Consider the following 25004-nt stretch of genomic DNA (forward strand, 5'->3'; position numbering starts at 1 on the left):
ATGATTACAATAGATGCTACAAATATGGATTCAAGACAATTAAATGAAAAAATTAAGGAGTCTATTCGACAAGGTCACAAAGAAATTAACATTATAAATGTACTTGGACAAAGGTTTATTGGTAATGGAATACAAAATGGTGGTTTAAAAATTACCATACACGGCACTGCAGGAAATGATCTTGGCATGTTTATGGATGGCGTGGATATAGAGCTTTTTGGCAATGCACAAGACGGCGTAGGAAATACTTTAAACAGTGGCACAATATGTGTTCATGGAAATGCTGGTGACGTAGTAGGATATGCTGCTAGAGGCGGTAAGATATTTATCGAAAAAAATGTAGGGTATAGAGTAGGTATTCACATGAAAGAGTACGAAGAGAACGTGCCTATTATTGTAGTTGGAGGTAGCGCAGGAAGTTTTTTGGGAGAATACATGGCAGGAGGCATTTTAGTAGTTTTGAATATTGATTCACCTAAAATAATGAAAGCAGATGCAATTGGCACAGGAATGCACGGTGGGAAAATATATATACGTGGTGACGTAAATGTAAACAATATAGGCAAAGAGGTTGTGATACTTGATATAGATGATAATGATTATGAAATATTAAAAAATATTTTGAGTGATTATGGCAATAAATTTAATTTTAATGCTGTAGAACTTTTAAAAGATAGGTTTATTAAGCTTAAAGCAATATCTCACAGGCCATATGGAAATCTCTATGCATATTAGTATTATTTTTTTAGAAAACTTTCAATTTTACTATGTTTGATATAATTAAATTTTTTATGAATAGATACTATGTTAGATAGAACTCCCCCATATAATTTAGAAGCAGAACAAGCCCTTTTGGGTTCTATGTTGCTTAGTAGAGAAGCAATTGCAATGTGTATTGAAACTGTTAAACCAGAATATTTCTATAAAACTGCTCATAGACATATATACTCATCTATTGTAGAGCTATTTGACAAGGGAGATCCTGTAGATATAGTTACTTTGTCTGAAAAATTGTCTACAAAAAATCTATTGGACGAAATAGGTGGACCAAGCTATTTAGCTGACCTCGTTTCAAATTTATTAACCCCAGCTAATGTTCAATACTATGCAAAATTAGTTGAGGAGGCAGCATTATTTAGAAAGTTAATAGAAGTTGGGACAGAAATTGTAGAAATAGGTTTTTCCAGAGAAAATATTGAAGATGCTCTTGATAGAGCAGAAAAACTAGTTTTTGAAATTACACAAAAAAGATCTAGAAAAGGTTTCGTTCATATATCAGATGCTCTCACCTCTACTTTTGAAATGATTGATAAATCATTTCAAAACAAAACAGGTATAACGGGAGAGCCTAGTGGCTTTAAAGATTTTGATTTTTTGACAGCAGGATTTCAACCTTCAGATCTCATTATTATTGCAGCAAGGCCATCAATGGGTAAAACTGCATTCTGTTTGAATCTTGCAAGGTACTTATCTGGGCAACCTGGAAAGGCTGTAGGAATTTTTTCACTTGAAATGTCTAAGGAACAACTATCCCAAAGACTAATATGTGCTGAGAGTATGATAGATATTCATAATCTTAGAACGGGAAATATTCAGGAACATGAATGGCCTAGATTAAGTAGGGCAATATCTAAGCTTTCTGAATGCAACCTTTATATTGATGATACTCCAAACATATCTGCTTTGGAAATGAGAGCGAAATCAAGAAAATTGAAAAGTGAGACTCCATTATCTTTAATAATAGTCGATTATTTGCAGCTTATGCAGGGCAGAAAAAGTGAAAACAGAGTACAAGAAGTGGCTGAAATTGCAAGATCACTCAAGGCATTGGCTAGAGAAATAGAAGTTCCAATAATTGCTCTTTCACAACTATCGAGAGCAGTTGAAACTAGAAACGAAAAAAGGCCAGTACTTTCTGATCTTAGAGAGTCAGGTGAAATTGAACAAATAGCTGATGTTGTAGCATTCATATATAGAGATGAGTACTATAATCCAAAGTCAGACAAGAAAAGAATTGCTGAAATTATTATTGCAAAACAAAGAAATGGTCCTTTGGGCAAAGTAGAATTAGTCTTTTTAAAAGAGCAAGCAAAGTTTGTTAATAAAGAGGATTTTTATAGCAATGAGTAAAAATTTTGGAGGTGTAGTTTAATGCCAGGAGTTGTTATTGTAGGAGCACAGTGGGGAGATGAAGGAAAAGGCAAAATAACTGATTGGCTTGCGCAAAGGATGAATCTGATTGTAAGATATCAAGGTGGAGATAATGCTGGTCATACAGTAGTAGTTGACGATAAAGAATATAAGTTTCATAACATACCATCAGGAATTTTATATTCTGATAAAAAATGCATAATTGGCAACGGTGCAGTTTTAAATCTTTGGATGTTACACAAAGAAGTTGAAAGTTTAAGGGAAAGAGGACATCAATGTAAAAATCTTTTTATAAGCACAAGGACTCACTTAATTTTACCGTTTCATCCAATTATAGATAAGTGGAAAGATCAAACTCCTAATGGAAAGGTAATAGGTACTACGGGCAGAGGTATTGGTCCGACATATATGGATAAGTACGGTAGAGTCGGCATAAGAATGGGTGATCTGTATTGTTCTGAGTCTGATTTAAAGGATTTGTTGTATAAATCTTATGAAGAAAAGGTAAAGCTTTATAGTAATTTTGTAGATTTAAGTTCTATAAACGTTGATTCGATTTTTAAAGAGTTGCTTAGATTCAAGGAATACTTTGCAGATCACGTTATTGATTCAGTTTACGAAATTAACGATGCATTAAAAAATGGACAAAAGGTTCTATTCGAGGGAGCACAGGGAACATTGCTTGATCTAGACCACGGAACATATCCGTTTGTAACCTCTTCACATCCAACTGCTGGAGGTGCTTGTATGGGTTCAGGTGTGGGCCCAAAATTTATAAACGGTATAATAGGTATAGCAAAGGCATATACTACAAGAGTTGGTGAGGGACCATTCCCTACAGAATTATTTGATGATATAGGCGAAAGGATTAGACAAAAAGGACATGAATTCGGCACTACTACAGGTAGACCCAGAAGAACTGGCTGGCTTGATGCAGTAGTTTTACACTACAGTTCAATTGTAAACTCTCTTGACGGTTTTGCATTAACAAAACTAGATGTGTTGGATGATTTAGATACCTTAAAAATTGCATATGCTTATAAATTAAGATCTGGTAAGGTTGTAGATAGAATGCCTTCATGCATGTCTGATCTTTATAACGTCGAATTGCTTTATGAAGAAATGCCTGGTTGGAAAACTGATACCACAAATGTTAGAAAATTTGAGGATTTACCTGAGAATGCCATAAAGTACATAAAAAAGATTGAAGAATTATCAAAAACACCTGTTTTATTTGTAAGTATTGGCGCCAAGCGATCTCAAACGCTTATAGCAGATGATTCAGTTCTTAAGAAGCTGGGAATTTAATATACTTTAAATTTTTATGGAGAAAATATTAATAAGAGAAAAAATCCTCAGAAAAAGAGAAAGTCTTGGTTTAGATTTCCAAAAATCTATGAGTCAGGTTATTTGTTCCCTGATTATAAAAAGTTTTTTTTATTTGGAGTCTAATAGCTTGATGTTATATTCTTCCATAAGAGGCGAGGTTGATCTTAAAGCTTTGTACACCGATGCTTTAAAAAGACATAAAAAAGTGTTTTTGCCAACTGTTTCTCTAAAAAGCATTAAGATTAACCCAATTCAATGTTTTGTAGATACTATATGGGAAAAAGGACCGTATGGCATTTTTGAACCTTTATGTAAACCTAACAAAATAAAGCAAAAGGATTTTGATCTTGTTTTTGTTCCAGGAGTTGCTTTTGATCGCAACTTTAATAGAATAGGCTTTGGTAAGGGTTTTTACGATAAATTTTTGAAAAAATTACCAAAAACGACTTTGAAAATTGGCGTAGCGTTTGATATTCAAATAGTTGAAAACATTAACTCAGATCCTTGGGACATTAAAATGGACTTACTTGTTACTGAAAAGGGCTTTCTTTGTAGAGAGGAATCTTGAAAGAATTTGAAAAAATATTATTCTTAAAAAGGGTTGAGAGTACACAGGATGTATCAAGAGATTGGATAAGAAAATATGATTTTTCACCTGTTATAGTTGCATCTGAACAAACTAAAGGAAGGGGACAACGAAATTCTTATTGGCAATCCAACAAGGGTGGTTTGTGGTTTTCTCTTTCGTTAAAAAATTTTTCTACATTTAAAGATACACTTTTACCTTTAATGTGTTCTTACGCAGTATTAAAAGCTATTGAAAATTTAGTTTTACAGCCAATGATCAAGTGGCCAAACGACGTAGTTTTATTGCACAAAAAGGTTGCAGGTATACTTGTAGAAAAATTTAGTTTTAATGGTTCAATATATTATATTTGTGGATTTGGAATAAACGTTAATAATGAGATAAATATTGCAGATATTAGATATCCTGCAATTAATTTGAAGTCGATCATTAAAAAAGAAATAAATATTAATATACTTTTATTTAGTATTTTAGAAACTTTTGAAAAAGTTTTAGAGAATTTTTCTGACAATTTTTTTGATATGATATTAAAAGATATTAATAATAAGCTTTTTTTAAAAAATGAATTTGTAAAAATTGAGAAACAAAATGAAATTGTTTATAATGCAATTTTAGATTCTATTGGATCTCAAGGAGAATTAATTTACATTTTGAACGGCGAGTATCATTCTTTGTATTCTGGAAGAATTACTTTTTAATATGAGGTGAGGGAATGTTTTATAAAAGCACTAGAGGAAGTGATAAAAAACTCTTAGCTTCTGAGACTATTCTAGAAGGCTTATCAGAAGATGGAGGACTTTTTGTTCCTGAACAAATACCAACGATTAATATAAAAGAAGTTTCGAAATTGGAAAGGTATCAAGATGTTGCTTTTTTAATACTAAAAAATTTTTTAACGGATTATACTGACGATGAGATAAGCTATTGTATAGAAAGAGCCTATAATTTTGATAAATTTGATAGTAAATTTGTTGCTCCTATTTTTATTCTTAATAAAAACTGTTCAATAACTGAATTATGGCATGGTCCAACACAAGCGTTTAAGGATATTGCTCTTCAAATTATGCCGCTTTTATTATCTATTGCGAAGGATAAAAATAATGTAAAAAATGAAATTGTTATTTTGGTGGCAACATCTGGTGATACAGGCAAGGCAGCTCTTGAAGGGTATAGGGATGTAAAGGGTACTAAAATTATTGTTTTTTTCCCTCACAACGGAGTGAGTGAAATTCAAAGATTGCAAATGGTTACTCAGGAAGGAACAAACACATTTTCTTTCGCAGTGAAAGGAAATTTTGATGATGTTCAAAACAGCGTAAAATCAATTTTTAACGACATAATTTTAAACAAAAAGCTCTTGCAAAACGGTTTTGAACTTTCTTCTGCAAATTCGATAAATTGGGGGAGACTAGTTCCCCAAATAGTGTATTATTTTTATTCTTATATCCAAGGTTTGAAAAATAATTTGTTTGATATAAATTCAGAAATAAATTTTGTTGTTCCTACTGGCAACTTTGGTAATATATTGGCTGGCTACTATGCGAAGAAGATGGGTCTACCGGTTAAAAAACTTATTTGTGCTTCAAACAGCAACAACGTCCTTACAGACTTTATAAATACAGGAATATACAATAGAAAAAGGAAATTTTATAAAACTATTTCGCCTTCAATGGACATTTTGATTTCTAGCAATTTAGAAAGATTATTATATGATTTGTCTGATTCAGATGCAGGCTATATTTCAAAGCTAATGAACCAACTAAAAGAAAAAGGTGAATACAAGATAAATAATGATTTACACTCCAAGATAAAAGATCTGTTTTGGGCTGATTGGGCTGATGACGTGGAGACAAAGGAGCAAATTTATAAAGATTTTAAAGAAAATAATTATCTTTTAGATACGCATACTGCAGTAGGAAGAACAGTTTACCTAAAATATATCAGTCAAACGAAAGACTTTACACCGACATTTATATTGTCTACCGCAAACCCTTATAAATTTTCTATAAGTATCTACGAAGCCCTATTTGGTAAGCCAGAATATGATAAAAGTGAATTTGATTTAATGTTTGAAATAGAAGAAAAAACAAAGGTTCTAATTCCAGCACCACTAAGGTCTCTAAAAGAGAAAGACATAATTCATAAAAGTATAATAAATAAAGAACATATGGTAGATGAAATACTGAAAATCTTAGGTATAAAGTCATAATTTTTTGATATAATATTAAATCTAGGCCAACGTAGCTCAGCTGGCAGAGCAACTGATTCGTAATCAGTAGGTCGGCGGTTCGAATCCGCCCGTTGGCTCCACTTAAAAGTCAAATATTATAAATTTTGAACGTCAAAATCACACATTACACAATCTTTACCAGCTGCTTTTGCTGCATACATCAGCTTATCAACTCTTTTAACTATTGAATTAACAGTATCAGATTCGTGATATGTTGTGACTCCAAAGCTTGCAGTAACAAATTCAATTTCTGGAATATCTAACTTATACATTCCACCTTTTAGCTCTAAAGCTAACTTTTTTGCAAAGTGTAAATTGGTATTGGTAAGAAGTATCATAAACTCTTCTCCGCCCCATCTAGCTATAAAATCAGTTTTTCTGATTCTATTCTTTACTAACTTTACTATATTTATAAGCACTTTATCGCCGATTTCGTGTCCGTAGTTATCATTAACAACTTTAAAATCATCAATATCAAGCATTATAAGCGAAAAAGGTATGTTGCTTCGTTTTGTTCTCTCAATCTCTTCTTCTAATCTTTTTTCAAAATATCTTCTGTTGTAAGAGTCAGTTAGCGAATCTTTGACAGATAGTTCATACAATTCTTCCTCCATTTTTTTGTTTTCTGTAATGTCTCTTATCGATTCTATTGCTCCAATTACGTTTCCTTCTCTATCCGTCAACTTAGATACCGCAACAAATACATATGCTCCTGTGTTGTTGTATATTTTTGGAGTAAAAGTTTCTGCATAAATTATATTTTCTGATTTATAAATCACTTTGTAGTTTTCTTTTAAAAACTTTTCATTTTTGTTTAAGATTAAGTTAGCTAATAATGGTCTTGGCTCATCATAAAACAATACAGAATAATCTATATAGTTTTTTCCTATCATCTTTTCTTTTGTTTTGCCTGTCAAAGCTTCCAAAGCTTTATTCCATGATATGATTTTCCCTTCATAATTTATAACAAAGGTGGCATCAGGTAAGTTTTCTATAATATTATTTAAAAGAAAATATGCTCTTTCTAATTCAAGTTGAGCCTTTTTTCTTTCAGTGATATCTTGGACGGTCCAGATAGTAACTTTTTCATCCTCGTCGATAACATTTACTGTAGCTTCACAAATAATTAACTGATTATCCTTCCTTTTTTGATGGAGCTCTATAAGTTCAACTTTTTTATTAGCAAATAAATTGTTATATATCATATCAACTCTCTTATATTCTTCTTCATCAAAAAACAATATTTTCGTTGGTTTTCCGATAAGTTCTTCTAGATCAGAGTAGCCGAATATTTGAGCAAATTTGGGATTAACCTGTAAAAAAATCCTATTTTTTACAAGTGCTATACCAATTAGAGCATTTTCAATAATACTCTTTCTAATTTTTGATATCTCATTTTCTCTTTTTCTAAAGTCTAATCTATCTAAGCCAATTGAAATATCTTTTGAGAGTTCTTCTAACAATTTTTTTAAATCACCTGTAAAAACGTTTTCTTCAGAGTGATAGACTGATAAAGTAGCCCATATATCATCCTTTTTAAATATTGGAATAGTAGCGCTTGACTTTATACCATATTTTTTAGCTAAATTTCTCCATGGGGCTGTAAAATTTTCCTTTTCGAATGATTGGACATAATTAGGGATTTTATTTCTCCACGTTTTTCCAGATGATCCCTGGCCTTCAGGTATTTCAGGTTTAATAGAGATAAAAGCAGAATAAGCGTAATCGGTTTCACCAGTTGCAGCCAAGATTCTAAATACACCATCTTTATCTGGTTTGGCAACGAATGCAAGTTTTAGATGACCATAATTCACAGCTATATCACATATTGATTGATACAAAGTTAGTTCATCTTGTACATTTGAGATCAATTGATTTATTTGCGTTAAAACAGTTCCAAAATCGACGATTCTTTGAAGATTTTTCTTTTCTCTTTCTTTCTTATTTATGTAAAAAAATATAAAAACATTTACAAGAATCATTAAAAATAAAACAAATCCTTCAACAAATAGTCTTTTTAAAGATGTGTTTATATAGGTTTCCCAAATTAGTTTTTTGGGATAAACCGCTTTTATTTCAAAAGGGTATCCAGGGACTATAACTATTATTTCATTTCCACTAATAATTGATGCGTTTTTTATAAAAATCCCATCCGATAATCTTCCTAATAGTTCATTGTTTCTTAAATCTTTTACTATCAAATTGAATTTTTTACTCTTTATATCACTAGAAAGTAAATTATCTAAAAAATATGCTGTACGAATGTAATAAAGTGGTTTGCCAAGGGAATCTCTTAATATATATCTTTCATTTAACACTTCAGTATGAAACAAACCTATGTGAACTAAACCAAGCTGATAGTCTGGATTTTTACTTACTGGAAAAAATTTTATTTTAGGTACGTCATTGATTTTTGGAAGAGTGGTAAAAATAATTTTATCTTCTTTAGAATATATGCTAAAAGCAGGTGTGTCAGAATAAAATTTAGTTAGATATCTTATAAAATTAGCAGTTTCTTTATCAACTACATTATCAGATGACTGGTTGCTCAACAACAAACTTCCAATGAATTTAAGAGTTTCAAACTTTGAATCAAGTTTTTTTGATATTTCAGCTGCGTACAAAGAAGCTAAATTTCTTGCATCATTTTCGACTATTAGTTGAGCATTAAAAAAATCAAGAACCTCACTATTAACTATCCAAAAAATAACAAATATTGTAGGTAGAAATAGTAAAAAAACTGTAAGTATTTTGTATTGTCTTATTCTTTTTAAAATATTTAAAATCATTTAAAAAAATTTAGCTCCAAAATATTTTAATATAGTTAATTATAGCTTAAATTGTAATTCAAAAATAATTTAAAATATTTCTTTAAGCAATATTAACGATATAAAAAAATTTTAGGAGGAATTCAATGAAAAAAGTAGTAATTATAGCAACTGGTGGTACAATTGCAATGAAAAAAAACAATTCAGGTAAGTCATCTCCAGCTATTTTTGGCGAAAAACTTATTGAAAGTGTTCCTTGTATTAGAGAAATTGCAGATTTTGAAATTGTAAACTTTAGTAATTTTGCAAGTTGCAATATGAGTCCAGAAAATTTGATAAGATTAGCTAAAAAAGTTGAAGATATATTAAAAAATAAAGATATAAATGGGATAGTTATTACTCATGGTACTGATACTGTTGAAGAGAGCGCCTTTTTTTTGGAACTAACCATTGATGACGAGAGACCTATAATTTTTACTGCTGCTCAAAGAGATGCTTCAGAAATTGATTCAGATGGTCCAAGAAATATTAAAAATGCAGCAAGAATAGCTACTGATGAGCGTGCGAAAAATAGAGGTGTAATGGTTTCTTTAAACGAAGAAATTTTTGGGGCTTTATATGTTCAAAAAACCCACACAAGCAACATTAAAACATTTAGTTCTGGTGAGATGGGTATGATTGGCTATGTTGATATAGACAAAATCTGCTTTTATAATTTCCAAAAATCTAAAATAAAATTCAAAATTCCTGAAAACTTTCCGGTTGTAATTCCAATCATGGCCTTTACAGGAATGGATTCAAACTTGATAGAGTTTTGTGTAAGAAGTGGTGCAAGAGGAATAGTAATAGAAGCATTTGGTCGGGGAAATGTGCCGCCAGAATTAGAGGATGGAATATTGTTTGCTCGTGAGAAAAAAATTCCTGTAGTAATCACGTCAAGATGTTATAATGGCAGAGTATTGCCAGTATATTCATATAAAGGCGGTTCAAGTAGACTTAAAGACTTTGGATGTATATTTTCTGAGGGTCTTTCTACTGCAAAATCAAGACTACTTTTAGGTCTTGCACTTACTCAAACAGATGATAGTTCTGAAATACAGGATATTTTTACTAATATTTTATGTTAGTTTATTTTAGAATAAGACTTATTTATTCATATATTTTAAGATTTAACGTATAATATTTAGATACACGACTGATTGGGGGTACTTATGTTCAACGAATTAAACTCTTTACAAAGCATTTTTGATTATGTAATCGAGATGAGAAGATATTTTCATATGAATCCAGAACTAGGATTAGAAGAGTTTAACACTCAGAAAAAAATAATATCAGAATTAGAAAATTTGGGACTAAACCCTCAAAAAATAGGTAAAACTGGGGTAGTTTGTGATATTGAGGGGAATGGTTCAAAAAGACTTGCCATAAGAGCGGATATTGATGCTCTTCCAATAGATGATCAAATTGATAAACCTTATAGATCAAGAGTTCCTAATGTATGTCATGCATGTGGACACGACGGTCATATCGCAATGCTCTTAGGGTTGGCAAGATTTTTTTCAGAAAACATTATTTTACTTTCTGGCAAGTTGAGACTAATATTTCAGCCCAATGAAGAAAAAGTCCCTATTGGCGGTGCTAAAAGATTAATTGAAGAAGGTGTGTTAAACGATGTAGATATTATTATTGGTGCACATTTATGGCAACCAATAGAATGTGGGAAAATAGGTATTAGTTATGATAGGATGATGGCTTGTGCTGATGAATTTGTTATCAAAATTAGCGGTCGAGGTGGACATGGGTCAATGCCACATCAAACTATTGACCCAATAATTACAGGTTCTCAAATAATTCTTGCGCTTAAAATGATTACATCAACCAATATAGATCCACTTGAAAATGCAGTTTTATCAATAGGTCTTTTTAATGCAGGTTCTGCTTTTAACATAATTCCTGATAGTTCAGTTATAAAGGGGACAGTAAGAACGTTTTCTCAAGAAGTTAGAGAAACAATGTTTAGGCGTATCAGAGAAGTTTGTGAAGGAATTTGTGCATCGAATGGTGCAAAATTTGATTTGGAACCAATTTTTGGTTATCCTTCTCTAATAAATCATAAGGATATTGCCAAAATAATTGAAAGTTCTGCTATTGAAGTTTTAGGAGAAGAAAATGTTCAGCACATAAAACCAGTTATGGGAGCTGAAGATTTTTCTTATTACTTACAGAAAATAAAAGGTGCCTTCTTTTTCATAGGAGCAGGTAATGTTTCAAAGGGCATAATCTATCCCCATCATCACCCTCATTTCGATATTGATGAAAATGCTCTTAAGATAGGGCTTAAAGTTTTTATTAATTCAACTATTAAGATTTTAAAATAAATTTAAAAAATTTGGGGGTATATTCTATGAAGACTTTAAAACTAGTTTTAACTTTAATACCGTTTTGTTGGACAATTTTAATGATTCCATTTGTTAATAGAGTCAAACCAATTGTTCTGGGACTTCCATTTTTAGCCTTTTGGTTGGTAGCTGGAATATTTGTAGCATTTATATGTCTAAGCATAATTTACAAAATAGATACGAAAAATCCTAATCAATAGGGGGTTGAACTATGTCAAATGAATTCTTAGCGTTAGGAATTATTTTTGCGTTTATTTTTATAACTACTATAGTTGGTATGCTTCCAGGAATGAGAGAAAAACTTAACTTAGAAGGTTGGGCTATTGGAGGTAGAGGATTTGGTAGATGGCTTAGCTGGTTTATCTTGGCTGGCGAGATTTATACTGCTTTTGCCTTTCTTGGCGCAAGTGGATGGGCATATGCAAGAGGTGGACCTACTTTTTACATATTAGGATATGGCGCTCTAGCTTATGTGGTAGGATATTATCTGCTTCCAAAAATTTCGCCTATTGGCAAAAAATTTGGCCTAATGACTCAACCCGATTTAGTTCAACATATTTATGATAGTAAACTATTAGGAATTTTGACAGCTATAATTGGTGTGCTCTTTCTTTTGCCATATCTTCAACTTCAACTAACAGGTCTTGGCATAATAATTCAAACGTGTTCTTATGGTTTATTTACTAAAGTGCCGGCTATGTTAATAGCATTTACTCTTGTAGCTATTTTTGTATATCTTAGTGGGCTTAAAGGTGTTGCTTCGACTGCAGTTATAAAAGATGTAGTAATGATAGTTGCTGTAGTTTTTTTTGGTTTATATTTGCCTTTTCATTTTTTTGGTAATGTTGGAAATATGTTTGAGGCATTAGATGCTGCAAAACCAGGATTTTTGACACTTCCTGGTCCGACCAAGGTTCTTGATTCAAGCTGGGTAATGTCTACTCTTGTTCTTACAAGCCTCGGCTTTTATATGTGGCCACACTTTTCAGCTAATAGTTTTAGTGCGAAGGGTCCTGAAGTGTTAAGACACAATGCAGTTTTTCTTCCTCTATATCAAATTTGTTTGCTCTTTCCAATGCTTATTGGTTTTACAGCATTATTGATCATACCTGGCTTAAGCAACCCTGATATGTCTTTTATGTTAATGGTTCAAAAGGTGTTTCCAGGCTGGGCTCTAGGTCTTGTTGGAGGAGCAGGTGCACTGGCTTGTATGATTCCTGCCTCTGATTTGATATTAAATACATCGATGATCTTTACCAGAAATATTTATTGTAGAGGCTTTAATCCCAAGGCCGATCACGCACATCAGAAATTTGTTGCAAGAATAGTAGTTTTTATAATTACTGCTACAGCTCTTTGTTTGGCAATTTTTGCTCCAAACCTTTTGGTTAACCTTCTTTTAGTTGGGTATTCTGGAGTTACTCAATTTTTTCCTATGATTGTACTTGGACTTTTTTGGAAAAAAGCTACTAAAGTTGCATCTTTTTGTGGATTAATTGTTGGGGAAATTTTAGTAGTTTATTTAATATTTAACAAACTAGATCCAATATCGATATTAGGATTTCATTTAAATGCAGGTTTTTTTGCTTTAACTGTGAATATGATAATATTTGTAGTAGTAAGCTTTTTGACCTCTAGTAAAGAAAATATAGCTAGAAAGGAGCAAAGATTAATCACATAAAGCAATCTGAAAAATTTGGGAGGCGGTCTAGATGAATGGTAGAAAGGATAGACTTTTGAAAGATTATCTTCACGATCCTTATTTCGTTAAAGAAAAATATCCCGAACCATCAGTTTGTGAAAGATGTGGAGTAGTGTTTAATGAAGGAATATTTAGCTGGGTAAAGCCTGTACCAAAAGAATTTCCAAAAATGATTTGTCCTGCTTGTAGAAGGCTAGAAGATAAATGTGAGGGTGGTATAGTTTTACTTACTGGGAAATTTTTAAAAAATCATAAAGAAGAAATTATTAACATAGTAAAAAATGTTGAAACTTATAAAATTGAGAAAAGACCACTTGAAAGAATAATGTCTATTATTGAAGATGAAAATGGTATAGAGATAAAAACAACATACGAACATCTTGCTAGAAGAATTGGAGAAGCAATAAACAACGCTTTTAAAGGCGAGCTTAAAATAACCTATCCTGAAGGTGAAAAATATGTTAGAGTGAAGTGGTTTAGAGATGAATAAAATTTATTATTCATTTTTAGTATTTGTTTCTGCAGTTTGTTTCCTAATAATTTCAACTATTCCATCTTTCGGTTCAGAAAACACATATGATTTAAAAATTAACAATGACAAAACTATTTCAGTTGTTGGAACCGGTATAATAAAAGAAAAACCTGATATTGCAGAGATTGACTTTGAAATTGATTTAAAAAATATCGATCCCTCCAAGGCAATGGAGAATCTGGCTCAAAAAGCAAACAGCCTTTTACAAAACCTTTATGAACAGGGAATTAATAGAAGCGATGTTAAAACCTTAAATGTTATTCTTCAACCAATATATTTTTACGATAAGAACTCAAACAAGGAAGTATTAGATGGTTATAATGCTAGAGAATATTTTATTTTAAAAACATCTGTTGAAGATTCCGGTAAAATAATTTCTTTGCTCACAAATAGCGGTGTAAATCGTATTAACAATATTAAATTTGAAAGATCAAACATGAATCAATTAAAACTTCAGGCCATTGAATTGGCTATGAATGACGCACGAAAGCAAGCAGAAGCTGTATTAAGTAAGACAATGTATAAGATATCAGGAATAAAGAGTGTAACAGTCTCTCCTATTACTGTACCTAGTCCTATGTTAAAGGAAGATGTATATAACAAATCTCTAGAAACAGTTAGTCAAAATCTCCCAGTAGAAGGAGGAGAAATAGAAGTTAAAGCAAGTCTGCAAGTGGTCTTTATATTTGAATAGTTTTTAACTTATATTTAACTATAAATTAACTTAATATTAAAATTAATATTTTAGTTTAAAGAAGGAGTGATATATGCGCGATAAATAAAATTTGGAGGTTCAAACAATGAAAATGTTATTTTATGCCTGTGAGGATCCATCTGATTTTAGCAAATATTATCGCCTCTTTAAGCATGTTAAGCTTTTAAATGAAAGTGGTAATCAGGCAAAAATTATATTGGAATGTAGAGCAGTGTTAATACCCTTAGCATTTAGCGATTCGTCAAATCCATTAAATAGTTTATACATGGACATAAGGCGAAATATATTAGGTGTTTGCAAGACATGTGCTATAAAATTTAACACATTTGAACATTGTAAGTCTGAGGGTTTACCAATTAAAGGTTTATTGGGTTCCCATATTGCTTGTGAATCGTATATAAGAAAGAACTCTTATGCAATGTATATGTTTGCTGATAGCGAAAATATTAAAATATAGTTAGAAAATTATAGCATGTTATCAATTAGTGAAGTAAGATAACTTTGTATTTTTTTTATATCTTCTACCTCTGGTATTAAGGAGTTTTTATCAATCTTTTCATTAGCTATTTCGTCAGAATATAAATTTGCCCATTTCAATATCATGTTTGTATCTACTTCTATGTGAAATTGTAAACCTATAGAATTTTTATAAATAAATCCTTGATTTTGATATTTTTCAGAAGAAAAAATATGAAGTGAATCTTTTGGCAGATCAAAAGTATCTCCATGCCAACAGAAGGCCTTAAATTTCGTAGGGAAGTTATGGATGAATTTATGGTCGTATTGTTTATACATTTCATACCAGCCGATTTCTTTACCCTTTTCTCCTTTATAAACTCTTGCTCCTAGAACATGTGCAAGTATTTGTGATCCTAGGCAAATGCCGATAATAGGTAGATCTTTATTTAAAGCGCTTTCTACGATTTTAAACTCATCCTTTAAAAATGGATATTTGTCATATTCATAAACGCCCATATATCCACCTAAAATAATTAGAAAATTATACTCATCTAAATCAATTTTACTGGTATTATTTTTTGTGATATCACAAATATCTATTACATTTGTTCCTATTCCAAAACCTTTTTCGGAAAAAATGTTATATAGATAGCCAAGCCCCTCTTCCTTAACGTGTCTAATAGCAAGAATTCTCATAATACCTCCAAAATTTACTTTAAAGTTTAAAACTATATTATATTCCATAATGAAAATTTTAGTATGTTCGTTGTTGAAAAGAATAATTTGATTTAAAATAATATTAAATATTAAAAAATTAAGGGGATAATCATGCAAAATAAAATTTGGGATTGGATGCAAGTTGAAGTAACGTCCCTTTGTAATGCAAATTGTAATTATTGTCCTCATACTGTTTATAAAAAAAATTGGGCTAATAGACATCTTGAGATGGAAATTTTTAAAAAATTAATATCACATTTAGATAAAATAAAACTTATTTATTTTCAGGGATGGGGAGAGCCATTTTTGAATCCAAAATTATTTGATATGATTGAGATTGCTAAAAAACTTGGTTGTAGAGTAGGCACTACTTCAAATGCAAATCTTATTGATAAAGAATTATCAGAAAGAATAGTAGTTTCAAGAATAGACAATATCTCTTTTTCACTAGCAGGGGTTGACAAAGATAATGACATACATAGAGAAGGAACTTCAATAGAACGAGTTTTAAATGCAATAGATGAAATCAATAAAGCAAAAAAGAAGTTAAAAATTAATTTGCCAAAGATAAATATTGCGTATTTATTATTTCCATCTGAACTAGGGAAAATTCATAATTTACCAGACTTATTAAAAGGCAGGGGGATATATCAAATAGTTATTTCTACACTTGACTTTATACCTACATCAAAATTTGAAAATGAATCGTTAAAATTTAATAACTTAAATGAATCATACGAATTTCAAAAGAAAATAAAAAAACTAATTGAGCTGGGAAAAGATTATGGTTTAGAAATATATTGTAATGTACCAATATTAACAAACAAATTAAAAACTTGTAGTGAAAATCCTGAAAGAAGTTTTTTTTTGGGGAGTGATGGATCTGTATCTCCTTGTGTTTTTACAAATTTGCCTTTGATTTTGAATTCAACAGATGATAATAAGAATTATAATAAATTAGTTTTTGGTAATATTGAAGAAGATGATTTAATCAAAATTTGGAATTCAAAGGAGTATAAAGACTTTCGAGCTTCATTTGAAAAAGAATTATGTAATATGCCATGTAAAGATTGCCTAAAAAGATACATTTTTCCAATAGAAACAACTTTTGATTCAACTTTTGTATCCATACCGATTAGCTAATTAAAGCCATTTATACTAGTATTTAGATTTCTTAACTTAACATAATTCAAATTTTTTGTTAGAATTATTTTATATGGTTGAGAAAAATTTAGACGAACTAAAACTAAGCAAGCACCACTTAAAAGCGATGTTTGTTTCAGGAATGGGGTTTTTTACTGATGCATATGATCTCTTCATTATTGGTGTAGCTTTATCTTTAATTGCTCCGGTGTGGGGACTTACAAGTTCAGAAATTGCACTCCTTGGTAGTAGTTCTCTTTTGGCTGCTTTGTTTGGTTCGATTTTTTTTGGTAGATTTGCAGATAATTTTGGTAGAAAGAAGATTTATGGTTTAGAAGCTCTGATAATGACAATTGGCGCTTTAATGTCAGCATTTTCGCCAAATTTTTTGTTTCTTCTCTTCTCAAGATTCATTTTGGGTTTAGGCATTGGTGGAGATTATCCTGTTAGTGCTGTTATTATGAGTGAATATTCAAATAGATCTGATCGAGGGAAATTGGTTGGGTTAGTTTTTTCTATGCAAGCACTTGGTCTTATAATTGGTCCTCTTGTTGCCTTAAGCTTATTATTGTTACACATTCCACTTGACTTTGCATGGCGTTTAATGCTTGGGTTAGGAGCGCTTCCTTCACTTATGGTTATTTATTTAAGGAGAAAATTACCAGAATCTCCTCGCTATCTTTCACAAATAGTTGGCGATAAAAAAGCAGCTTTAACTGCTTTTGTAAATTTTACTGGTAATGGTAATAAGAGCTATGAACCGATACATTTAAATCCGAAAATTAATCATAGGTTAAAAGATTTTTTTTCAAACAAACAACATACTTTGACTTTATTTGGGACAGCTGGTAGCTGGTTTTTGCTTGATTGGGCTTATTATGGTAACACAATTTCTACTCCAATTGTAATGAATGCAATTTGTGATAGTTCTTCTTTAGAACTGAAGATGATTTATTCTCTTGTAATATTTGTTGTTTTCGCTTTACCAGGATATATTTTATCAATAATATTTATGGATATAATTGGAAGAAAATATATTCAGCTTATGGGTTTTGGCATTATGGCATTTTCATTTTTATTATTAGGATTAATACCTGATATAGAAAGTAATGTTACAGGATTTCTTATACTTTATGGGCTTAGCTATCTTTTTACTGAGTTTGGACCTAATACTACCACTTTTGTCCTTCCCTCAGAGCTTTTCCCAACCGAATATAGGACAACAGGTCATGGCTTGTCTGCAGGAATTGGGAAACTTGGAGCCTTTTTTGGAGTGTTATTTTTCCCTATTACCGAGTCTTTTTTGGGACTAAATATGACATTTGTTATTGTTTCGATTATATGTTTTATGGGAATTATAACCACGTCTGTTCTGACTGAACCAAAGGGAAAGAGCCTCGAAGACTGTTCGTATTCTAAAATAGTAGGCAAATAAAATATTTTTTTTATTCTTCATTAACATACTTTTAACAGTATTTTAATAAAATAAAACAATAAAATTTATAAATATAGGTGAGGTTAATGAGGAAAAAGGTTTTATTTTTATGCACACACAATAGCGCTCGCTCACAAATGGCACAAGGTTTGATGAATGTCATGTTGTCAGAAAACTATGAGGCCTTTAGTGCAGGAACTTTTGCGACTTCCATCAATCCATATGCAATTAAAGTCATGAATGAGATTGGAATTGATATTTCTAATCAATATTCAAAAAATTTTGATATGTATTTAAATGATGAATTTGACTATATCGTGACCGTTTGTGATAACGCGAAGGAGGGCTGCCCTTACTTTGCAGGAGGAAAAAAGCAGTTACATAAAGGTTTTGAAGATCCTGCATCATTTTCTGGTACATATGAAGAAAAACTAGTTAAGTTTAGAGAAGTTAGAGATAAAATTAAAGAATGGATTTTAGAGTATTTTAAATAACAATTTATTTAAAAGTGGAAAACTCTTAATAAATTTAATTGAACTAAAAGCATAAATATAAAAGTACTTAAAAATATGCTAACAAAAAAATTCCTAAACTTTAAGTGAAGAAAGATTACAAATAAAATTGCAATGAATTCATTTAACCCAAATGGCGGTTTAGAAAAAGAAATATCCTTTAGACAATAAATTACTAAAATGGTTATAATACTAAAAGGTGCATACTTTCCAATGAAAACGATCATTTCAGATGGTTTTTTTGTTCTAAAAAATATAAAAGGGAAAGCTCTTGCAAGAAATGTAATTAAGGCCATTATTATTATAGATATTATGATATTAATTATGTTCATTTTGTATTACTCTCTTCTTAAAAATCATTAAAAACAAAATAGACATTATAATTGATGGTAAAAGCATATTTTCCTTGCCTATAAGTGCAATTGATCCTATGGCACAAGTAGCACCAATCCATAATGGCAAACGTGTTTTGTAAGATCTAATTTGTTCGATAAGAATTACTAAAAAAAGTGCTGTTAAAGTAAAATCTAAACCCTTTGTGTTAAATTTTATGGTATTACCTAAAATAGCACCTAGAATGGTTCCAAATACCCAATAAAAATGGTTTAATGAGCTTATGTATATATAAAATTTAGATTTATTTACTTTATTGATTTCTTTTAAAGTTGTTAATAGTGCATAGGTTTCGTCAGTAAGAGTGAATATCATATAAGGCTTAAATTTTCCTGTAAGATTAAATTTTTCTAGCAATGAAAGACCATATAACATATGTCTACAGTTTATTAGTATGGTAACAATTGCAATAGTAATAAGATTTGTATTTGACAAAAAAAATTGTATAGCTATAAATTGCATTGAACCAGCATAAACAAAAAAGCTCATAATAGGTGCAAATATCCAAGGGATGCCCTTGCTAGTTAATAACAACCCAAATGCTATTCCTCCTGAAACATAACCAAACATTATGGGCATTGTTGTTAAGGCGGCATGAAAGAAAGTAGTGTCTAAAATATTCTTTTTAATTTTCATCTTTTCTCCTTAAATAATAATTTATAAAAAAATGGTCTAAAATAGTAGTAATAGTTATTTTAAAGTGTGTATATTATATTATATATTTGTGCATTATATTGTTATAATATAGCATTTCGTTTTGAAATGCAATATTTTAGGAGGTTTTATTGAACAATTTGAATTTTATAATAGCTAATAATTTAAAAAAAATAAGAGAGGAAAGAAAACTTAGTCTTGATAAACTTTCAGAGATTACAGGAGTAAGTAAATCAATGCTTGGTCAAATTGAGAGGGGGGAATCTAATCCGACAGTAACAACTTTAAAAAAAATAACTACAGGACTAAAGATTTCTTTTACTGCTCTTTTAGAAAGTCCTAAACCAAATGTTGATATTGTAAAATTCAATAATATAACACCAATAGTAGAAGATGATGGAAAATATAGAGTTTATCCCGTTTTTACTTTTGATGGAAATGGACGTTTTGAAATTTATATAGTTGAATTTGATAAAGGTAGCAAATTGAAAGCTGTAGCGCATCCAGATAGAACGCAAGAATTTATTACAGTTTTTGAGGGAGAACTAAAAGTTTCTTTGGAAAGTGAAGAATTAATTGTTAGTAAAGGTGATTCAATAAGATTTTCTGCTGATAAACCACATATTTACTTTAATATCCACTCTTCAATTACAAGAGTAAGCATGATTCTTTATTATCCAATTTAATAATGATGTTTAATTATCTTAAGTTTTATTAGTTTTATAAAATTGGAGGAAAAAGTGCAAAATTTTAATAAATCTAACTCATTGATTAATGAGAGCTCGCCCTACTTGCTTCAGCATTCTTATAATTTAGTTAATTGGTATCCCTGGAGCAACGAAGCTTTAAAAAAAGCAAAGGATGAGGATAAGCCTATTTTTCTAAGTATTGGTTATAGTAGTTGTCACTGGTGTCATGTAATGGAAAAGGAATCTTTCAATAACGAAGAAGTTGCCAAAATCTTAAACGAAAAATTTGTTTCAATTAAAGTTGACAGAGAAGAGCATCCAGAAATTGACAAATTTTATCAAAACGTCCACGTAGTGTTCAACAATCGCACTGGCGGTTGGCCTCTTAGCATATTTATGACTCATGATCTAAAACCATTTTTTGCTGCTACCTATATTCCAGTAGAAAAGAAATCAAGCGGGTATGCGTTTCCTGACATCTTAAACGCAATATCATCTCAATATCTTAACAATAAGTCAATGCTAATTAAATTCGGAGATGATATCCTAAAATACGTTGATTCATTGAGCAAAGTTGAAGCGGCAGTTGAAATAGGAGACAATATATCTGATCTATTCATAAAAAAAGTAGAGGACAATTACGATGCTGTCCACGGTGGGTTTTCAGGAGCGCCAAAATTTCCTCAAGTCTCACTTTTAGACACCCTACTCTATATTTACAATAGGAAAAAGGAGAACAAACCTTTAGAAATGGTTGAGAATACTTTAAAGAATATGTCATTAGGTGGGTTATATGATCTTGTAGATGGTGGTTTTTGCAGATATAGCACAGATGATATCTGGCTCGTACCACACTTTGAAAAGATGAGTTATGATAATGCGCTTTTGTCACAAGTTTATTTGGACACATATCAGGTTACCAAAAATAAGTTGTATCTGGATATTGCCATAGAAACAATTGAATTTATGTTGGAAAAAATGCAAAAGAATGGGTTATTTTATTCATCAAGCGATGCTGATACCGAAGGAGAAGAGGGCAAATACTATACATACGAATACGATGAAATTTCAAAAATCCTAGAAAAATATAGCATTGATCCTAAAACATTGTCTGTAACAAAAGATGGTAACTTCGAAGGAAAAATTATATTAAGGCTCTCAAAGGATTCTGATAGAAGCAAATTAGCAAATTTGTTTAATGAGTTAAAAAATCTTAGAAAAGAAAGAAAATATCCTTTTATAGACGAGAAGATAATTACATCAATAAATTCAATGATGATAAAGAGTTTATTTAAAACAGCAAAAGTTAATGAAAAATACTCTATATTAGCTAAAGAATGCCTAAAAGCCTTACTTAACTTTCTGTATAAGGATGACACTCTATATCACTGTGGAGTGCGTGGCAAAAAAGTAAAGATAAAGGCATTTTTAGAGGACTACGCTTATCTTGTCGATGCTCTTATAGAAGGATATTACTTTACCCAAGAAGAAGAATATCTAAAATTGGCAATAAAATTTACAAAGGATGCGAATAACTTTTTTGATGAAATCTGGTATTTTAGTTTGGATGAGTTTAAGACTACTGCAGATGTTTTTGATGAATCTTATCCATCGAGCGCTTCCTTGATGATTATGAACAATCTTAGACTAAATAGCTACGTTTCAGGAGAATTTTCTGACATAATAAAAAAGAGCATAAGTAGTTACTCTGGAAAGATAGCAAAATATTCTCAATATACGGCTCTTGCAGTAAAGTGTTTTCTGGAATGGAAATTATAAGGCAATAATCAAATTTTTAAGTTTTTTAAGATAATTTTTTATAGGAGGATATAATGAAAAAAGTTGTTATTTTTGCTTTTAGAGGGGATTCTATGTGTTTTATTCATGTTTTGCTTTATGGTATTGAGCTTAGTCAGAATGGAATAGATACTAGAATAGTGTTAGAGGGTGAATCTACAAAATTGATTCCAGAACTTTATAACGAAAATGGTCCTCTTTTTAATCTTGCTCAAAAAGCGTTAAAGCTAAATCTATTTGAAGGTGTGTGCAAAGCTTGTTCAACTATGATGGGTACTATAGAAGATGCTAAAAAGAGGAGTTTTAATATATTATCTGACATGTCTGGCCATGCTGGAATGGCAAGATTTATCAATGAAGGATTCGAGGTCATAACCTTTTAAAAGAAAAACATAATTTTAATATTTTTTTTAGGTAGAATCGTGTGATCTAATTAGTCTTATGAAATTTTTTACAACGCTTGATAAATAGATATTTTTAAGCCATATTACAACTGTTTTTGTTTCTAACATTTTGCTATTTATTTCACTCATTTTCATATCTTTAGGTTTAAAAATATTAGCTGGAGGTTTTGGTACCATAGCAATTCCTATTCCTAGCTCTGCCCATGCTATAATTGAACGAACATCTTCTCCTTTACATAAAATATTTGGAATTATATTATGCTTACTAAATGCATTCATTATAATTTCCTCATATCTGCGATGAATAATTAAAGGAATATCCTTTAAGTCAGCTAAACCAACCTTTTCATTTCGAAATTGCCAGTTGTCAGTGTATATAACTACCATAGGATCATTAGGTTTATTTGAAGCTTGAACAATATATTCATAATTACTTAGATTAAAAGGGGTTCTAACAATTCCTATATTTACAACACCTTTGCTTACAAGATCCAAAATCTTAATTGTGTTTCCTTCAAAAACCTGAAATGTAACATCAGGATACCTTTCGTGGAATTCTTTTATATATTTTGGCAATATTGAAACTCCACTCGATGAGACTGTACCAATTGTAACAGTTCCATGATGACCTCTACTTAAATCAGATAACTCCTTTTTTGTGGAATCAACCAAATTTAAAATTTGTTCACCTCTAGCTGTAAATACTTGTCCCGCTTCAGTAAGTTCAATACCTTTAGCTTTACGGATTAAAAGTTCTACCCCCAATTCTTTTTCAAGCAATTTTATCTGCTGGCTTAACGGTGGCTGTGCTATATTAAGTTTACTTGCAGCTTTTGTGAACTGTCCTTCTTGAACTATGGCAAGAAAATATCGAATTTGTCTAATATCCATTGAAAATATCTCCCTAATAAGAAGTTATCATATCTAATTCATATAATTCAATATAAATTAGATATTTTAAATATAATTGTTTTTTTGTTATAGTATATTCGCTTGAGGCTGTCAAGGCTCTCAAGCGAATATTTTTTTAATGTTAGATATTTTTGATTACAAAAAAGGAGATGTTTTAAATTGAATTATATAGAAATTGGAAGTAAAGAGTATAAAAAAGTATCCTTATGTATTCTAATAGGCAGTATAGTAAATTTTGCACTAATGTATTCGCCACAGCCATTAATAAGCTTATATTCTGAACTTTATCACGTTTCACCTGAAACAGCAAGTTTATCTATTTCTTTAACTACTATTACAATGTCGATATGTTTGTTTTTTGTCTCTCTTTTTATAAGTTCCTGGAACAGAAAATTAATAATGAGTTTTTCGCTAATTTTAACTTCTCTCTTAGCCATTTTTACAGCATTTTTATCTAATTTTTACTTATTTTTAGTTTTAAGATTCTTTGAAGGAATTGTTGTGGCAGGCTTTCCATCTATTGCAATGACATATTTAAACGAAGAATTTTCACCAAAAGATATTGGTAAAATATTAGGATATTATGTATCTGGAACAGCAATTGGTGGTTTTCTGGGTAGAATTTTAACGGGAATATTTACTGATTTATTTAGCTGGCAGGTAGCATTTTTAATACAAGGATCTATTTTCATGTTAGCAAGTGTATGGTTTACGTTTAATTTACCCGATTCAAAGAATTTTAATAAAACTAATATTTCTTTTTGCCGTTTAAAATCTGTTTTAATTTTTACGTTGTTCAATTCAAAACTTGTAAACCTATATCTAACAGGTTTTTTATTAATGGGAGCATATATTAGTATATTGAATTACATTGGGTATCCACTAAGTAGAGATCCATATGACTTAAGTCAAACAGCTTTTGGCTTTTTGTTTGTAGTTAACTTGGTGGGAGTTTTTAGTTCAGCCTATTTCGGTAACTTATCCGATCAGTATTCAAGACGCATTATAATGTGCATTGCACTATCAATTTTTCTTAGTGGAACTTTGCTTACATTGGAACCATTATTATTTTTCAAGATTATAGGAGTTTCGCTAGTGGCATTTGGTTTTTTTGCTGGGCATGCCGTAGCTAGTAGTTGGGTTGGCTTTCTTTCATCAAGAAGGCAAAAATGTCAAGCGTCATCTTATTATTTGTTTTTCTACTATTTAGGAGCGAGCCTTTTGGGATGGGCAGGTGGTTTTTTTCTTAAATTATTTGGCTGGAATGGTATAGTTTTTTACGTTAGCATATTGTTAATTATTGCATTTTTCTCTTCAGTAAGACCATTGTCTAACATTTTAAGCTTCAATCCTGTAAAAGTTTTTTCTAAATAACAGCTTTTAGTCCCAACAATTTTATATTTATTAAACCCATTTAGAGAATTCGTGGTATTATTTGATTATAAAAAATATATTTAGTAAATTTATTATGATTATG

At 30.7% G+C, this 25004-nt stretch carries 25 protein-coding genes and 1 tRNA gene; 21 read left to right on the forward strand and 5 right to left on the reverse strand.

Annotated elements, in window-relative coordinates; genetic code table 11:
• The 7 genes from THENA_RS04585 to THENA_RS04615 all read left to right on the forward strand — a co-directional run bounded on the left by THENA_RS04585 (position 1) and on the right by THENA_RS04615 (position 6376).
• Positions 1-735 carry a GltB/FmdC/FwdC-like GXGXG domain-containing protein gene (locus tag THENA_RS04585; protein WP_013756254.1) on the forward strand — a complete coding sequence of 245 codons (735 nt, stop codon included), beginning with the start codon at positions 1-3 and terminating at the stop codon, positions 733-735.
• Between the two features lie 69 nt (positions 736-804).
• Positions 805-2130, forward strand: a complete 1326-nt coding sequence (dnaB, locus tag THENA_RS04590) for a replicative DNA helicase (RefSeq protein ID WP_013756255.1) — start codon at positions 805-807, stop codon at positions 2128-2130.
• Between the two features lie 21 nt (positions 2131-2151).
• On the forward strand, positions 2152-3459 hold the full coding sequence (locus tag THENA_RS04595; RefSeq protein WP_013756256.1) for an adenylosuccinate synthase: 1308 nt from the start codon (positions 2152-2154) through the stop codon (positions 3457-3459).
• 16 nt (positions 3460-3475) lie between these two features.
• Positions 3476-4048: a 5-formyltetrahydrofolate cyclo-ligase gene (locus THENA_RS04600; RefSeq protein WP_013756257.1), complete on the forward strand. Its 573-nt coding sequence runs from the start codon at positions 3476-3478 to the stop codon at positions 4046-4048.
• Entirely contained in the window at positions 4045-4764 is a 720-nt protein-coding gene (locus THENA_RS04605; protein WP_013756258.1) for a biotin--[acetyl-CoA-carboxylase] ligase, read from the forward strand. Before THENA_RS04600 ends, THENA_RS04605 begins: the two co-directional genes overlap by 4 nt.
• Positions 4765-4778: 14 nt before the next feature.
• On the forward strand, positions 4779-6275 hold the full coding sequence (gene thrC, locus THENA_RS04610) for a threonine synthase (RefSeq protein ID WP_013756259.1): 1497 nt from the start codon (positions 4779-4781) through the stop codon (positions 6273-6275).
• A 25-nt stretch (positions 6276-6300) separates the two neighbouring features.
• Positions 6301-6376, forward strand: a tRNA-Thr gene (locus THENA_RS04615).
• A 15-nt stretch (positions 6377-6391) separates the two neighbouring features.
• Here the strand turns inward: THENA_RS04615 and THENA_RS09640 are convergent.
• Positions 6392-9085: a sensor domain-containing diguanylate cyclase gene (locus THENA_RS09640; protein ID WP_013756260.1), complete on the reverse strand. Its 2694-nt coding sequence runs from the start codon at positions 9083-9085 to the stop codon at positions 6392-6394.
• 125 nt (positions 9086-9210) lie between these two features.
• Between THENA_RS09640 and THENA_RS04625 the strand changes: the two genes are divergently transcribed.
• From THENA_RS04625 to THENA_RS04655, 7 genes are all read left to right on the forward strand, one after another.
• Positions 9211-10191, forward strand: coding sequence for an asparaginase (locus THENA_RS04625; RefSeq protein WP_013756261.1), 981 nt, complete (start codon positions 9211-9213; stop codon positions 10189-10191).
• An 84-nt stretch (positions 10192-10275) separates the two neighbouring features.
• Positions 10276-11442: a M20 metallopeptidase family protein gene (locus THENA_RS04630; RefSeq protein ID WP_013756262.1), complete on the forward strand. Its 1167-nt coding sequence runs from the start codon at positions 10276-10278 to the stop codon at positions 11440-11442.
• A gap of 26 nt (positions 11443-11468) precedes the next feature.
• Positions 11469-11663, forward strand: a complete 195-nt coding sequence (locus THENA_RS04635) for a DUF3311 domain-containing protein (protein WP_013756263.1) — start codon at positions 11469-11471, stop codon at positions 11661-11663.
• An 11-nt stretch (positions 11664-11674) separates the two neighbouring features.
• Entirely contained in the window at positions 11675-13144 is a 1470-nt protein-coding gene (locus THENA_RS04640; RefSeq protein ID WP_013756264.1) for a sodium:solute symporter family protein, read from the forward strand.
• 31 nt (positions 13145-13175) lie between these two features.
• On the forward strand, positions 13176-13655 hold the full coding sequence (locus THENA_RS04645) for a BCAM0308 family protein (RefSeq protein WP_013756265.1): 480 nt from the start codon (positions 13176-13178) through the stop codon (positions 13653-13655).
• Positions 13648-14391 (forward strand): SIMPL domain-containing protein, encoded by a 744-nt coding sequence (locus tag THENA_RS04650; protein WP_013756266.1) that lies wholly within the window; start codon positions 13648-13650, stop codon positions 14389-14391. The genes THENA_RS04645 and THENA_RS04650 overlap by 8 nt, the downstream gene beginning before the upstream one ends.
• A 106-nt stretch (positions 14392-14497) precedes the next feature.
• A complete protein-coding gene (locus THENA_RS04655; protein WP_013756267.1) occupies positions 14498-14869 on the forward strand; it encodes a hypothetical protein in 372 nt (123 codons plus the stop codon).
• A gap of 8 nt (positions 14870-14877) precedes the next feature.
• On the opposite strand, the gene THENA_RS04660 is transcribed toward THENA_RS04655, so the two are convergent.
• Positions 14878-15567 (reverse strand): type 1 glutamine amidotransferase, encoded by a 690-nt coding sequence (locus THENA_RS04660; RefSeq protein WP_013756268.1) that lies wholly within the window; start codon positions 15565-15567, stop codon positions 14878-14880.
• A 132-nt stretch (positions 15568-15699) separates the two neighbouring features.
• Here THENA_RS04660 and THENA_RS04665 point away from each other — a divergent pair, with 132 nt between their 5' ends.
• From THENA_RS04665 to THENA_RS04675, 3 genes are all read left to right on the forward strand, one after another.
• Positions 15700-16731, forward strand: a complete 1032-nt coding sequence (locus tag THENA_RS04665; RefSeq protein ID WP_013756269.1) for a radical SAM protein — start codon at positions 15700-15702, stop codon at positions 16729-16731.
• A gap of 55 nt (positions 16732-16786) precedes the next feature.
• A complete protein-coding gene (locus THENA_RS04670) occupies positions 16787-18166 on the forward strand; it encodes an MFS transporter (protein WP_218914889.1) in 1380 nt (459 codons plus the stop codon).
• Between the two features lie 86 nt (positions 18167-18252).
• Positions 18253-18660, forward strand: coding sequence for an arsenate reductase ArsC (locus THENA_RS04675; RefSeq protein ID WP_013756271.1), 408 nt, complete (start codon positions 18253-18255; stop codon positions 18658-18660).
• Between the two features lie 8 nt (positions 18661-18668).
• Here THENA_RS04675 and THENA_RS04680 read toward each other — a convergent pair whose 3' ends face one another.
• Positions 18669-19010, reverse strand: a complete 342-nt coding sequence (locus THENA_RS04680; protein ID WP_013756272.1) for a branched-chain amino acid transporter permease — start codon at positions 19008-19010, stop codon at positions 18669-18671.
• The gene (locus tag THENA_RS04685) at positions 18997-19707 is read right to left on the reverse strand and encodes an AzlC family ABC transporter permease (RefSeq protein WP_013756273.1); all 711 of its coding nucleotides are present in this window, start codon (positions 19705-19707) and stop codon (positions 18997-18999) included. Before THENA_RS04685 ends, THENA_RS04680 begins: the two co-directional genes overlap by 14 nt.
• A 149-nt stretch (positions 19708-19856) precedes the next feature.
• Here THENA_RS04685 and THENA_RS04690 point away from each other — a divergent pair, with 149 nt between their 5' ends.
• The 3 genes from THENA_RS04690 to THENA_RS04700 are packed head-to-tail and all read left to right on the forward strand — an operon-like array spanning position 19857 to position 22594.
• Positions 19857-20411 (forward strand): helix-turn-helix domain-containing protein, encoded by a 555-nt coding sequence (locus THENA_RS04690; RefSeq protein WP_013756274.1) that lies wholly within the window; start codon positions 19857-19859, stop codon positions 20409-20411.
• A 54-nt stretch (positions 20412-20465) separates the two neighbouring features.
• On the forward strand, positions 20466-22193 hold the full coding sequence (locus THENA_RS04695) for a thioredoxin domain-containing protein (protein WP_013756275.1): 1728 nt from the start codon (positions 20466-20468) through the stop codon (positions 22191-22193).
• Positions 22194-22246: 53 nt separating this feature from the next.
• Entirely contained in the window at positions 22247-22594 is a 348-nt protein-coding gene (locus tag THENA_RS04700; RefSeq protein ID WP_013756276.1) for a DsrE family protein, read from the forward strand.
• A gap of 27 nt (positions 22595-22621) precedes the next feature.
• Here the strand turns inward: THENA_RS04700 and THENA_RS04705 are convergent, their stop codons facing one another.
• Positions 22622-23506: a LysR family transcriptional regulator gene (locus THENA_RS04705; RefSeq protein ID WP_013756277.1), complete on the reverse strand. Its 885-nt coding sequence runs from the start codon at positions 23504-23506 to the stop codon at positions 22622-22624.
• Between the two features lie 180 nt (positions 23507-23686).
• On the opposite strand from THENA_RS04705, the gene THENA_RS04710 reads away from it, so the two are divergent.
• Complete coding sequence (locus THENA_RS04710) at positions 23687-24901, forward strand: MFS transporter (RefSeq protein WP_013756278.1); 1215 nt, start codon at positions 23687-23689, stop codon at positions 24899-24901.
• The last annotated feature ends 103 nt before the right edge of the window (positions 24902-25004 follow it).

This window comes from Thermodesulfobium narugense DSM 14796 (assembly GCF_000212395.1).
GTDB lineage: Bacteria > Thermodesulfobiota > Thermodesulfobiia > Thermodesulfobiales > Thermodesulfobiaceae > Thermodesulfobium > Thermodesulfobium narugense.